This window comes from Flavobacterium aquariorum (assembly GCF_003254745.1).
In the GTDB taxonomy this organism is placed as follows: domain Bacteria; phylum Bacteroidota; class Bacteroidia; order Flavobacteriales; family Flavobacteriaceae; genus Flavobacterium; species Flavobacterium aquariorum.
The window spans coordinates 207193-220785 of the sequence record NZ_QKXH01000004.1; the positions used below are offsets into that span (position 1 = coordinate 207193).

Annotated in this window: 11 protein-coding genes; 8 read left to right on the forward strand and 3 right to left on the reverse strand. The window is 33.5% G+C overall.

The genetic code is table 11. The annotated features are described in order from the left end of the window. Positions 1 to 55: 55 nt before the first annotated feature. A complete protein-coding gene (locus DOS84_RS08180; RefSeq protein WP_111409631.1) occupies positions 56 to 2860 on the reverse strand; it encodes a TonB-dependent receptor in 2805 nt (934 codons plus the stop codon). 236 nt (positions 2861 to 3096) lie between these two features. Between DOS84_RS08180 and DOS84_RS08185 the strand changes: the two genes are divergently transcribed. The 8 genes from DOS84_RS08185 to phoU all read left to right on the forward strand — a co-directional run bounded on the left by DOS84_RS08185 (position 3097) and on the right by phoU (position 11363). Further along, complete coding sequence (locus DOS84_RS08185; protein WP_111409632.1) at positions 3097 to 3780, forward strand: response regulator transcription factor; 684 nt, start codon at positions 3097 to 3099, stop codon at positions 3778 to 3780. Between the two features lie 68 nt (positions 3781 to 3848). Then, a complete protein-coding gene (locus tag DOS84_RS08190) occupies positions 3849 to 4940 on the forward strand; it encodes a sensor histidine kinase (protein ID WP_111409633.1) in 1092 nt (363 codons plus the stop codon). 199 nt (positions 4941 to 5139) lie between these two features. Next, complete coding sequence (locus DOS84_RS08195) at positions 5140 to 6483, forward strand: porin family protein (protein ID WP_111409634.1); 1344 nt, start codon at positions 5140 to 5142, stop codon at positions 6481 to 6483. Positions 6484 to 6515: 32 nt separating this feature from the next. After that, on the forward strand, positions 6516 to 7349 hold the full coding sequence (locus DOS84_RS08200; protein WP_111409635.1) for a phosphate ABC transporter substrate-binding protein: 834 nt from the start codon (positions 6516 to 6518) through the stop codon (positions 7347 to 7349). A gap of 197 nt (positions 7350 to 7546) precedes the next feature. Then, on the forward strand, positions 7547 to 8788 hold the full coding sequence (pstC, locus tag DOS84_RS08205) for a phosphate ABC transporter permease subunit PstC (protein WP_111409636.1): 1242 nt from the start codon (positions 7547 to 7549) through the stop codon (positions 8786 to 8788). 2 nt (positions 8789 to 8790) lie between these two features. Beyond that, the gene (gene pstA, locus DOS84_RS08210; protein WP_111409637.1) at positions 8791 to 9735 is read left to right on the forward strand and encodes a phosphate ABC transporter permease PstA; all 945 of its coding nucleotides are present in this window, start codon (positions 8791 to 8793) and stop codon (positions 9733 to 9735) included. 88 nt (positions 9736 to 9823) lie between these two features. Beyond that, positions 9824 to 10582 carry a phosphate ABC transporter ATP-binding protein PstB gene (gene pstB / locus DOS84_RS08215; RefSeq protein WP_111409638.1) on the forward strand — a complete coding sequence of 253 codons (759 nt, stop codon included), beginning with the start codon at positions 9824 to 9826 and terminating at the stop codon, positions 10580 to 10582. A 100-nt stretch (positions 10583 to 10682) separates the two neighbouring features. Then, positions 10683 to 11363 carry a phosphate signaling complex protein PhoU gene (gene phoU, locus DOS84_RS08220; RefSeq protein WP_111409639.1) on the forward strand — a complete coding sequence of 227 codons (681 nt, stop codon included), beginning with the start codon at positions 10683 to 10685 and terminating at the stop codon, positions 11361 to 11363. 419 nt (positions 11364 to 11782) lie between these two features. Here phoU and DOS84_RS08225 read toward each other — a convergent pair whose 3' ends face one another. Both DOS84_RS08225 and DOS84_RS08230 read right to left on the reverse strand, forming a co-directional pair. Next, a complete protein-coding gene (locus tag DOS84_RS08225; protein ID WP_111409640.1) occupies positions 11783 to 12844 on the reverse strand; it encodes a glycosyltransferase family protein in 1062 nt (353 codons plus the stop codon). Positions 12845 to 13034: 190 nt separating this feature from the next. Next, on the reverse strand, positions 13035 to 13571 hold the full coding sequence (locus DOS84_RS08230) for a hypothetical protein (RefSeq protein ID WP_111409641.1): 537 nt from the start codon (positions 13569 to 13571) through the stop codon (positions 13035 to 13037). Between the last annotated feature and the right edge of the window lie 22 nt (positions 13572 to 13593).

Sequence of the window (13593 nt, forward strand, 5' to 3'; positions counted from 1 at the left end):
TAAATAAAAAAGCTCCAGATATCTGGAGCTTTTTATTTCAAATTGGTTTATTTTGTTAAAAAGTATAGGATATGTTCATAGAAAAACCCACCCCTTTTTTATATTCTTTAATTGTTAAATCACTTTCAGTGATCGGGATTCTGCTTTCCTTACCCAATTCTATTTTGTAGCGAGGGTTTAATAGGTTATCTACAGAAAATTTAACGTCAAATTTATCTGAAATTTTATTTTGCCAAATAAAATCAAGTTTACCAAAAGGCATTTCATAATAATTATCCAATCCGTTTGTTCCCACGGCATAAATTCGTTTGCTATAGATATTGTATACCATAGTCATTGAACTTTTCCACATTTTGCTAAATTCAGAGTCATATTTAATATCAGCGTTTAATATCCAAGGCGATGCTCCTTGCAGTTTTCTTGATGGATTGTCATCTTTTGCAATAGTTTCGGGACTGTTAACTCCATTTTTAGAAGTTTCAATAGTTACTTTTGTATCCATTAATGATGCATTAGCGCCTAAAGAAAAATTAGATAATGATTCTGAAATTCTTTCAAATTGGAATAAGAATTCTAATTCTGCACCATAAAGTAAAGCTTCTTTAGAATTGCCATATGTTATAATTTGCCCACCGCTTCCTGCTGAATTTGTAAATAATCGTTCAATAGGATTTTCTATTATTTTAGTAAAAATTGTTGCGGAAAATAACTCCTTATTTGTTGGAAACAATTCATATTTTAAATCAAAGTTGTAATTGTCACTATTGATTAACAAAGGATTACCTTGTTCAATAGTACCGTCTGGATTTACAAACTCCAAAGGATAAGACTCCATGATTACAGGTCTTGTAATTGTTTTTGAGGCTACAAATCGTAAGTTTGAATTTTGATTTAAAATATATCTTGTATTCAAAGAAGGTAAAATATCGGTTTTATCATCTTTTTTTGTTATAAAAGGATCTGTAAAACTTCCTGATGTTTTATATTTTGTTTCTCTATTAGTCTGTTCTATTCTTGCACCTGCATTTAATTCTATTTTTTCGCCAAATTTGAAGGCTAGATCTAAATATCCAGCATTAATGAACTCTTCTAACATTGCTTTGTATGTTGAGTTTGTTCCTTCGGTATAGGTGAAATTATTATTTAAAATCTCACTTTTGAAATATTCATCAGGAGAGTTTGTTGGGAAAGTAGCTGAATTTGAGTTTAATCTTTGGGATACTAAAAATCTGAATTCAGATCCCATTTTATTCAAATATCCGCTATATCCTGCAGTAAGCTTGTTTGATTTGCTTAAGTCTTCATTGCCAAATTTCCAATTGTATTCAAGTAAACCAGAGATGTGCTCCTCGCCATTAAAATCGAGATATTGTCTAGTTATACTGTTGCCAGAATAAGATATTGAAGTAGTATTATCATCAATCTTAATACCCTTGAAAGATTTTCTGTCAGGAAGTTCATACTGTGTTGTAGAGTATGAAACACCAGATTTTATATTGTGTCTTTCATCTTCGGTTAGTTTGTAATTGCCGAATAACTGTGTGTTTAAAAAAGTAGATTCCTGTAATTGGTTCATTCTTATAAAACCATTAGTTTGGGTTGAATTAGAATTTGTGTAACCTAGCTGATCTTGTATTAAATTTTCATTCGATTTTAGATAGGTGGTATTTGAGGTCAGGGAAAGTCTTTTTGTTTTATAAGTTAAAGCTGCCAATACAGAAGAATTTGTTATAAATTTGTACTGTGTTGTAATTAAATCATTGTCATAGTTTCCTTGTGCTGTGTTGAAAATTCTATCAGCGCCACTTCTAACTTGAAATTTATTATCATAGTTAAGCGAAATCAAATATTGAAATGTGTTTTGTTTTTGGCCAACAATAAATTTTTCTGAATGAAGAACCCCAAAATTTGTATTTAATGGAGATACATCACTTTTTACGTCAAAACCTGATCCAAATCCGTTTGCTGCCTGATCTGCAGTTAATGTTTGATTAGTAGGAGTTTTGGTTAATGCAGATGGTAAATCTCTTTCGTTGCCAGAGAATCCAAAAAAATCAGCAGTAGAATTTGCGTCTTCAGAAATAAGGAATTTTTTTAGGTTATTGTTTATAGTGTAACCAACTCCAAAATTAACTTTAGTTATACTTTTTCCAGAGGCTGCTGTTACTATGTTAAAAGTTGCCCCAGCAAAATCCCCATATAAATTTGTGTTGAAAGTTTTGTAGGTTTCTAAAACACTTACAATGTCGGTTGGAAAAATATCTAAAGGAATAATTTTTTTAAATGGATTATTTGAAGGTACAGCTAAGTCGTTAAGGAGTAGATTGTTATAACGATCTTCTAGTCCTCTTACAAATAAGCCACGTGATTCTACTTTTGTGATCCCGGTTATTTTGGTTAGACCTTCCTCGACATCGCTAACTCCTTTTCTGGACATTTCTTGGGCACCGATACTTTGTTTGATTACAACTGCATTTTTTTGTTCCAATAATAATGCTGTTTCTTTTTCACGTCCGCCACTTGATTTGACAACTACGTCTTTTAGTTTGTAACTTCCTGAACCCAAAGAACTATTTACAGTTACAGTTTCGTTTGCAACTACAGTTACAGGAACTTCTGCCGTTTCATAACCTACAAAACTAAATTGTACAGTATAATTTCCGGGAGCTATAGTAATTGTGTATTTTCCTTCTACGTCAGTGTTAGTGCCAATTTTTGTTCCTTTTATCAGCACATTGGCAAATGGCAAGGATTGATTATCGGAATCTTTGTCTAATAAAACACCAGTTATTGTTCCTTTGTTTTGTGAGAAACCAATAACACAAATAAATAGTGTAAAGAATAGAAATTTTAATTTCATTTTAAGTAGTATTTAATTTTCTGCAAAGAAATGGTGGGATTCTAGTCTTTGTGTTAACATCAAGTTATGAATGGATATCATAATTATTATGAAATCGTTAACATATTAAATTAAGGTTAAGTCCGCTTTTTTAGTATTGATACTTACCGTTTATTATTACTTTTACATTGCAATAAAAAGTCATTGTGTTTAATTAAGAGATAAATACAATAGAAAACTCAATTTTTGCTATTAATATGAAGAAAAGAAACACCAAAATTCTTCTGGTTGATGATGAACCAGATATTTTAGAAATTGTAGGCTACAACCTAGCACAAGAAGGATATCAGATTGTTACAGCTGTCAATGGTAAAGATGCTATTGAAAAAGCTAAAAAAGAAATGCCAAGCCTTATCATAATGGATGTTATGATGCCCGAAATGGACGGGATGGAAGCTTGTGAACATATTAGAAGAATACCTGAGTTGAATAATGTTATCATTACATTTTTGACTGCAAGAAGTGAAGATTATTCTCAGGTGGCAGGATTTGATGCCGGCGCCGATGATTATATTACCAAACCGATAAAACCAAAATTATTGGTCAGCAAGGTGAAAGCATTGTTGCGAAGATTAAAAGAACAAGATCAAAACAGTGAAACTCTTAATGTGGGAGGAATCGAGATCAACCGTGAGGAATATAAAATTGTAAAGGATAATCTAGAAATTGCTTTGCCAAGAAAAGAATTTGAATTATTTTATCTCCTAGCTTCAAAACCCGGAAAAGTTTTCAAACGAGAAGAAATACTGGATAAAGTTTGGGGAAATGATGTAGTGGTTGGTGGTAGAACAATCGATGTTCACATTAGAAAACTTCGTGAAAAAATTGGGGATGATCTTTTTAAGACCATAAAAGGAGTAGGGTATAAATTTGAAGTTTAAATAAATGGTACTTTTGATAGATTTTAAAAGTCTTTTCAAATAACTATAATGCGTGTGCTATATTAATAATGAAAATCAATTTCAAAAAAAGTTACAAGTTTGCTATAAAATCAGCTTTGTATATCAGTTTATTTGTGTCAGGATTTTGCATGATTCTATCTGTGATACTGTTCAAATCTTCTTTTGCGAGCATGTTAGTTTTTGGTTTTATTAGTCTGTTCTTTGTTTATGTGTTTTCGTTTTTTGTTTTGCAATACAGAGTGGAACGATTTATTTACCGAAGAGTAAAGAAAATTTACGATGATGTGGCGCTATTGGAGTCGAGTACATTTATCAATAAGCCCATCACCACTGATATGGAGACATTAACACGGGAAGTAAAGAAGTTTGCTACCGATAAAAAGCTAGAAATTGAAATGCTTCAAATACGTGAAGAGTATAGAAGAGAGTTTTTAGGAAATGTTTCCCATGAGCTTAAAACGCCATTATTTACGGTTCAAGGTTATTTGTCAACTCTTATTGATGGTGCGATGGACGATAAATCCATTAGAAAGAAATACTTGAAACGAGCTGAAAAAGGAGTAGAGCGTTTGATATATATTGTGGAAGATTTGGATATGATTACCAAATTGGAATCTGGGGATTTGAATCTTGATTTTACAAAGTTTGATATCGTAAAACTGATTCAGAATGTTTTTGATTTGTTAGAAATGAAAGCCGATAAAAAGAATATCACTTTGGCATTCGAAAATGATAATATTCAACCCATTTTTGTAAATGGCGACAAAGACAAAATTCAGCAAGTAATCGAGAATTTACTTGTAAACTCGATAAAATATGGAAAAGAAGGCGGTTTGACAGAGATTTCGATCGTGAATTTGACCAACAAAAAAGTATTGGTTCGGGTTACCGATAATGGGGAAGGGATAGAGCCCCACAATATACCAAGGCTTTTTGAGCGATTTTATAGAGTGGACAAAAGCGGTTCTCGTACTGAAGGAGGTTCAGGTTTAGGACTTTCGATAGTGAAACATATTATTGAAGCTCATAAAGAAAAGATATATGTCGAAAGCGAGTTCGGAATAGGTTCCGAATTCTCTTTTACACTCGAAAAGACATACATCACTGATCAATTTGGCCTAAAAAAGAAATTAAATTAAAAATTTGTTAACTTAAAAAAAATGTTTGTAAGTAACTGATTTTTAGGTTATATATAATTTTAAATAAGAAAATTACACGTATTATTGATTAAGAAAAACCCCATTAACATTAAATTATCATCTAAATAACATTGTGTTAACTTTAACTTAACATTGCAGTATCACCTTTGCGGCAAATTAACATTCATATTAAAAGAAAATGAAAAAAGTTATAGTTGCAATAATGATATCAATTTGTGGTATAGTTAATGCTCAGGAAGTTGAAAATGACTCAATTAAACCAATTAGTCTTGACTCATTACAACAAGCCATAAATGAACATCAATTAAAGTTTGATGCTCTTAATGAACAGCTATCTCCTTTACAGGAAGAAGTTGATAGAATGTCTAAGTTGAAAATATCGGGTTATATGCAAGTTCAGTATGAGATGTATAATTATCAAGATGTACCAACTGCTACAGGAATGTTTCAATTGAAACCTGGAACATCCGAAACGAACGTGCCTTTAACTACCAATCCTGTTGATGTATCAAATTCATTTGTGATAAGAAGAGCAAGGGTTAAATTTACGTATAAGCCTATTGAAGGAGTAGCATTCGTTTTACAGCCTAATTTTTCCTTTAGTGCGGTAACTTTGAAAGACGCTTATGTTCAGTTGAATGACCCTTGGCTAAACACTTTTCAACTGTGGGTTGGGCAATTCAACAGACCTGATTACGAGGTTGAATTTTCTTCGAGAGACAGAATAATATTAGAAAGAAGTAGAATGACAACTATTTTATATCCTCAAGAAAGAGATTTGGGAGCAAAGTTTGTTGTTGATTTTACTACTAGATATGAAATCCCTTTAAAAATTGACTTCGCAGCATTTAACGGAAATTTTGGTGAAGGACCTATTGCCAATCAAGTTTCGGATGTGGATAGTCACAAAGATATTGCGGTAAGAGCAACTTATTCTTTGAAATTTCCAAATGCAGGTTTAGGAATTGATTTTGGAGGAAATGGTTATTTTGGAAAAAACACCGTTTTTGCGGCAGGTACTTATAGTGATATTAATAATAATCCATTTACGGCTGCAGTTGGTGATATATTAGACAAACATTGGTTTGGAGCTGAAGTTCAAATGTTTTATGATGTTCTAGGTGGTTTTGCCTTGAAGTCTCAATTCAATAAAGGAGTTATTTCTGGTACGGCAGGAAGTGCCATAGTAAACAACAATCCTTCATTCAACTTTAGTGGAGAAAGAGAATTCTTTGGTTATTATGTAGAATTGGAGAAAAACTTTGGAACAAAATTTCAAGCAGCAGTTCGCTATGACTCATGGGATCCAAATTCAAGATTATCTGGTGATTCAGTTACTGTAGCTCCAGATTTGAGAGTACATACTTGGTCATTTGCTTTTGATTATTTCTTTACTAATTATACAAAAATTGCTTTAGGATATTCAATGCCAATAAATGAAACGAGTTCAACAGTTGGTGGAATTTATAATGATGATGTTAAAAACAATACAACAACCTTGAGATTTCAAGTTAATTTCTAAAAATTTTAAAAAAAATATTAATTTATATCAAAATGAAAACAACAAAATTAAAAGTAGCATTATTCATGTTAGTAGTTATGGGAATTGGTTTTTCTTTTACTACAGTTAACAAAGTAACGGTAAAAGGATCCGATACAATGGTTATTTTGTCTCAAAAATGGGCTGAAGTATATATGAAGAAAAACCCAGGAACTTCTATTCAAGTTACAGGTGGTGGATCTGGAGTAGGTCTTGCAGCATTAATTAACGGTTCTACTGATATTGCCAATGCAAGTCGTCCAATTAAACCTTCTGAAGTTGAAAAATTGAAAGCAAGATACGGTTCTGTAGGAGTTGAGATTCCTTGTGCCAAAGATGGTTTGTCTGTTTATTTGAATAAGGCAAATCCAGTTACTACACTTACTTTGAAACAAATTGGGCAAATTTTTGCCGGAAAAATCACGAATTGGAAAGAAGTTGGTGGACCAGATGCTCCAATCAAATTATATGGAAGAGAAAGCAGTTCAGGAACTTTTGGTTTCTTTAAAGACAATGTTGTAAGAACTGATTTTTCACCATCTTGTCAAACATTGCCTGGAACGGCTGCAATTGTAAATGCAGTTAAAAAAGACAAATATTCAATTGGTTATGGTGGAGCAGCTTATGCTGAAGGAGTAAAGGATTGCGCCGTGAAAAAAGACGACAAAAGCCCTGGGATTTTGCCAACTGCAGCTACAATTAAGAATCATACTTACCCAATTTCAAGATACTTATACATGTATTTGAAATCAAGACCAACGGGTGAGATTAAAGCTTTTATTGATTGGATTTTAAGTGCCGAAGGCCAAGCAATTATTGCTGAAGTAGGTTATTATCCTTTAAAGTAATTTGAAGTAAAACATCCCTCATTTTAAATTAAAGTGAGGGATATTTATGTTTATTCTATACGGAATGAGCATTATTGTAAGTAGGTAGTTAGCACCAATGATGATATGCGACTCGAGCGATAGCGAACAGGCGAAGCAATTACATATGACCGATAAAAATCAATTAATATCTACAGATGAATTCCTAAATAAATAAAATGGATTCCCAATTACCAATCAAACAAAGTTTCACTAAAGAAAGCTTAAAAAAGAAGTTCAGACTTTCTGAATTTCTAGCTGAAAAAATTATATCGTCAATTGCTTTTCTATCAATAGCAATTATTTTTCTGATTTTCATTTTTGTTTTCAAAGAGTCATTACCATTATTTAGTTTAGGTAGTGATGCCAAAGCAAAAACTGAAGCTCAAGCGACAACTGCAAATAAGCCGGAATCATACGGTGCATCTTCAGAAGAGTTGAAGCCTGAAGTATATGGAGCAGAAACCACCGAAGATTTAAAACCTGAGTCTTACGGGGCGGAAACAACACAGGAATTAAAACCAGAAACCTATGGATCTGAGACTGCAGCAAACGATGATTTAAAACCGGAAAGCTACGGAGACACTCCAAAAGAGGATTTAAGTGTTGCGCCTGCAGATGAAATGATGAATGAAGCATCTCAAAACCAAGAGGGATCGGATAAAACGTGGAGTACTTTTTTTAGTACTGAGTGGGTACCCGTTTCCGATAATCCTAGATTTGGATTGATGGGATTGTTAATAGGAACGTTGAAAGTGACTATTATTGCCATGCTCATTGCGGGTCCATTGGCAGTATTGGCCGCTTTATTTACCTCTTGTTTTGCTTCCAAAAGAGTCAAAGAAATCATAAAACCTATTATCGAAATGCTTGCAGCTTTTCCATCGGTGGTCATTGGTTTTTTTGCATTGATGGTATTGGCTAGTTTTTTCCAAGATGTGTTTGGATATGATTCCAGGTTGAATGCTTTCATTGGTGGAGTGGCGATGGCTCTTGCTGCTATTCCAATTATCTACACGATTTCGGAAGATGCGTTGGCATCGGTTCCAAAAACCTATACGGAAGCGAGTCTGGCATTGGGAGCCAGTAAGTGGCAAACAGCTTTTTTTGTGGTTTTGCCGGCGGCAACGCCAGGTATTTTTGCCGCATTATTACTGGGAGTTGGTAGGGTCTTTGGAGAAACAATGATAGCTTTGATGGCAACCGGAAATGCAGCTTTACTTTCTGCTAACCCATTTGAAAGTGTGCGTACGTTTGCTGCGACAATTGGTTCTGAAATGGCAGAAACGGTATTTGGAGAAACGCATTACAGTGTTTTGTTCTTTATAGGGTCATTACTTTTTATTTTTTCTTTCGCTTTGAATGCAGTAGCTGAGTTTTATGTAAAGGGTAAATTATTAAAAAAATTCCAAGGAAAATAGTTATGGATAAAGTTATGAATGAATCAGAAAGCCACTTTTTTTCCAGTAAAAAAAGTAATTCTGAAGTAAAAGGTAAAATTTTCATTGGTATTACTCAATTAGCCGTAATCCTTATTATTGCTATTCTTTTTATTATTTTGGGAATCATTATTTACCAAGGAAGAACTAAGTTCTCTTGGGAATTTATATCTACTTTCCCAACAAACGGAATGACTGAGGGAGGGATTTTTCCTGCCTTGATTGGTACTTTTATTCTAGTTGTCGTCATGTCGATTGCAGCGGTTCCTTTTGGCACCATAACAGCACTTTACTTAACCGAATATGCCAGTGAAAATTCAAAATTTGCTGCAGCGGTGCGATTTTCGGTTCGTACTTTGGCGGTAGTGCCATCGATTATATTTGGTCTTTTTGGTCTTGGCTTTTTTATTCAATTTTTAGGAGCTGGTGCAGATACCGTTTTTAATGACGGACAATTACGCTGGGGACAACCCAATATTCTTTGGGCGAGTTTAACGATGTCTTTATTGACTTTGCCAGTTATCATTGTTTCTGTTGAAGAATCTTTGAAAACAATCCCTCGTGAATTAAGAGAAGCTAGTTTGGCTCTTGGTGCAACCAAATGGCAAACCATTAAAAAAGTAGTGCTTCCAGGTTCTGTTTCTGGAATTATGACCGGAACTATACTTGCTGTGAGTAGAGGTGCTGGTGAGGTAGCCCCGATATTGTTCACAGGTGCAGCCTATTATTTAGCTACATTGCCAGGTTCTTTGAGTGACCAATTTATGAATTTGGGTTACCATGTTTATATTATGTCAACTCAATCTTCCGATGTAGAGAAGACAATGCCAATACAGTTTGCCACAACTTTAGTGTTGCTAATTTTGACACTATCACTAAACGTTGTTGCCGTAATTATCAGATCAAGAATTAGAAGAAGAGCAAAGTAATGATTTATGATTGCAGATTAACGATTTTTGAATGTAGATTTTCTGTGATAATTATGAAATTATCCCTTTTATAAAACAATAAAAAATAATGAAAGACATAAAAATAAAAGTTAATGATTTATCATTATACTATGGTGAAAAAAAGGCGCTGAATGAAATCACGATGGATATTCCCGCCAATAAAGTGACAGCCTTAATTGGGCCTTCGGGTTGTGGAAAATCTACTTTTTTGAGATGCATCAACAGAATGAATGATTTGATTTCAAATGTTTCCATTACTGGGCAAATGCTAGTGGAAGGGGTTGATATCTATGATAAAAATGTGGATGTAGTTAATATCCGAAAGAAGATTGGGATGGTTTTCCAAAAGTCGAATCCTTTTCCTAAATCTATTTATGAAAATATTGCTTACGGACCTCGTATTAACGGGATAAACAATAAAGCAGAATTGGATGAAATTGTTGAAAAATCACTGCGTCAAGCCGCTATTTGGGATGAGTTGAAAGATCGTCTGGAAGATTCAGCATTAGGCCTTTCCGGTGGGCAACAGCAACGTTTATGTATCGGAAGAACATTGGCGGTAAGCCCAGATATTATTTTAATGGATGAGCCTGCAAGTGCCTTGGATCCTATCTCCACTTCAAAAATTGAAGAGTTGATACACGAGTTAAAAGAACAATACACGATCATTATCGTGACCCACAATATGCAACAAGCAGCCAGAACAAGCGATCACACGGCTTTCTTTTACATGGGTAATTTAATAGAAATGGGAAAAACAAATTCTATTTTTACCAAACCAATGCAAAAACAAACTGAAGATTATATTACAGGAAGATTTGGTTAATGGTTTTAAGTATATTAGTTTTGGTATGATAGTTGATTCTGAACTATTGAACTTTTAGACTATTAAATTTATAAACTTCTACAATTTTAAACAAAATACAATGGCAACACATTTCGAAATGGAACTAGATAATTTAAAAAGTATTATTAAAAAAATCGGAAAATTGGCTGAAGGCCAAGTGAGCGAAGCAGTGAAAATACTTTTGCAGGAACCAGAAGCCGCCGAAGGAAAAATCATAAAAAAAACCGAGAATAAAATTGATAAATTAGATGTCAAAATAGACGAAATCTGTCAAAGTATTTTTGCTTTGAAACAGCCTGTTGCTTCTGATTTGCGTTTTATTATGTCGGCAATGCAAATCAGTAATGAGATTGAACGAATAGGAGATTTATCTATTAGTATTGTTAAAAAAGCAAAAAATATAAAGGAAAAACATGATTTGATCGTGAAGTTCAATATTGCCGATATTTCCAGACAAGTGGAATTGATTACAGCTAAAACGAACATATGTTTTGCTGAGCAAGATGGAAAAGCTACCGGGGAAATATTTGTTTTAAACAAAGATATCAGAAACAGCTGTGAGGATGCCATTCACGATATTATCAATGAAATGAAGGTGAATTCCAAAGCTGTGGTTTCAGGAACCAATTTGGTGATTGTTTTGAAACATTTGGAACGTATTTCCGAGCATTGTACCAACATCGCGGAATACGTTTATTTTACGGTTAATGCCAAAATTATTAAACACGATAAATTTGATGATTTAAGATCTGAAGATTAGTTTTTCTTCCGGAATTTGGAACACATAAATTGTAATAAGTCGGAACATTCGTTTGTTCCGGCTTTTTTTTTGCTTTTTATAGTCATGCTAAGCGTGTAAATATAGTTTTCTTTGCGTCTCTGTTTTTTTTAGTCAAATTCGACTCGCAAAGCCCAGATGCGCAAAGAACAAAAGGATAAAATTTGTAAAAGTTATCTAAGAAGCTAAATTCGATTATGACTTTATTCCTTTATTTAATGATAACAAAAAAGTAAAATACGCCCCTTTGGTCCCGATGTATTTGCCAGTTCATTTTGCTCGAGTTAAGTGTGAATTCTTATAAAAGTTGTTTTGGTTTTATAAGATTGCAATGGAAAATGTGAAGCATATTGCAAAAATGGGCAAACGTTTCTGGTGCCAAAAAGAAATAATTGAATTCTTTAAAACACCTTGAATAATTCTTCCCAGTTAACAGTAGTGTCCAATAGTGGAAGTCCTTTGAATTTTTCTATTTGCGAAAGATTTTCAATCTTAAAGGCATCTTGGGTTGCATAGGGAACTAAGCCTTCATTTTGCAATTTTTCGGCCAAGTAAATTTGTTCATATTGACCAGGAGTGGGTATAAAAAAGGCTTTTTTGTGGAGTTTTACCAAGTCCATTATCGTCGTGTAACCAGAACGGCAAAGCACTTTTTCACTTTCGTTAAAGGTTTGTTCCAATTGACGGGTTTTCATGAAATTATAATAAGTCACATTCCCAATTTGCTCTTTTTTTTGTTCGGCTTCGATAATGCCTTTTACGAAAACTACTTTTCCTTGAAATCGCTTTATCTCTTCGGTAAGATGGGCTTCCAGTAGTCCTCGCTGCGGTTCTGGCCCGGACAGGATAATCATTAAGTCGTATTGAATAGGCAAGGCCATTTTGTGCATACGGCTCAATGGACCCAGATAACGTAAGTTTAGAGAGTTGTTTTCCAGATGACCTAGTTTTCCGGTCAAGTTTAATTGGCTATTTACATCTGGGACCCAACAGGCATTGTATTTTTGGATAATGTATTGGTGTAATTTACTGGTAAGCCAGGTGGTATTTCCAGTCATTACATTCAATTGATGAGTGATAAATACCGATGGAATTTTGTTACTAAAAACCCCTAATCGATTATCGGATATAATGCCGTCTATTTCATATTTCTGAATCCATTTTTTTACGATTCTTTTTTCTTCCCTTATTGCCTCAATCATTTTTGGGAGGCTTTTCATCAGTTTCCATTTGAAATTCTTGCCGTTTTTGGCATATTCAATTTGGTAGGAGGGCAATTCGAGGGTTTTTAAATAAGGAAATTCTTTTCGAAGTAACTCAAGCGCAACCCCATCAGAAGCAACTATTGGGGTAAAATTATTTTCCTGCAATGCTTTGATAATAGGAATGCAACGGGTAGCATGACCGAGTCCCCAATTCAATGGAGCGATCAAAATAGTTTTATTTTCGGAGTCTAAATTCATGTGCCAGTCTTACAGTTTAGTTGTAAGGCGAAAGATACTGGATGCTTTGTTTTTTAATGTTTGCAATGTATTACTAAAAGATTAATTAAATAAGCTGATATTTTTTATGCTAAAATACTATGGAAAATCCATAATAAACAAAAAGGCTATCCAATTTTGGGTAGCCTTCAAAGTATTCGAAAAAACAAGTTTATTGTTTGATATACGTTTTGTTACCATTTGAATTGATGTAGTATTTACCTCCTTGTGGGCCAGTATATACTTTTTTGCCATTATAGTATTCTCCGGATGCTTTATCAGCTGTTTTTGCTGCTGTTTTGGATTTGTCTGTCGTTTTAGCAACTTCTTTTTTGACATCTTTAGTTGTTTTGTCGGCAGTTGCTTTAGAATCTTTGGTTACTTTATCCGTTGTTTTTTTGACATCTTTAGTTGTTTTCTCAGCAGTTGCTTTAGAATCTTTGGTTACTTTATCCGTTGTTTTTTTAACATCTTTAGTTGTTTTGTCAGCAGTTGCTTTAGAATCTTTGATTACTTTATCTGTTGTTTTTTTGACATCTTTAGTTGTTTTGTCAGCAGTTGCTTTAGAATTTTTAGCTACTTTGTCTGAAGTTTTTTTAGTGTCTTTTGTAGCTTTTTCTATGGCTGTTTTTTCTTGAGTTTTAGTGGTTTGTCCGTAAAAAGTATTGGATACAATAAATAGGAAGCTTAATAACAATAATTTTTTCATATCAATTTAGTTTTTAGATTAA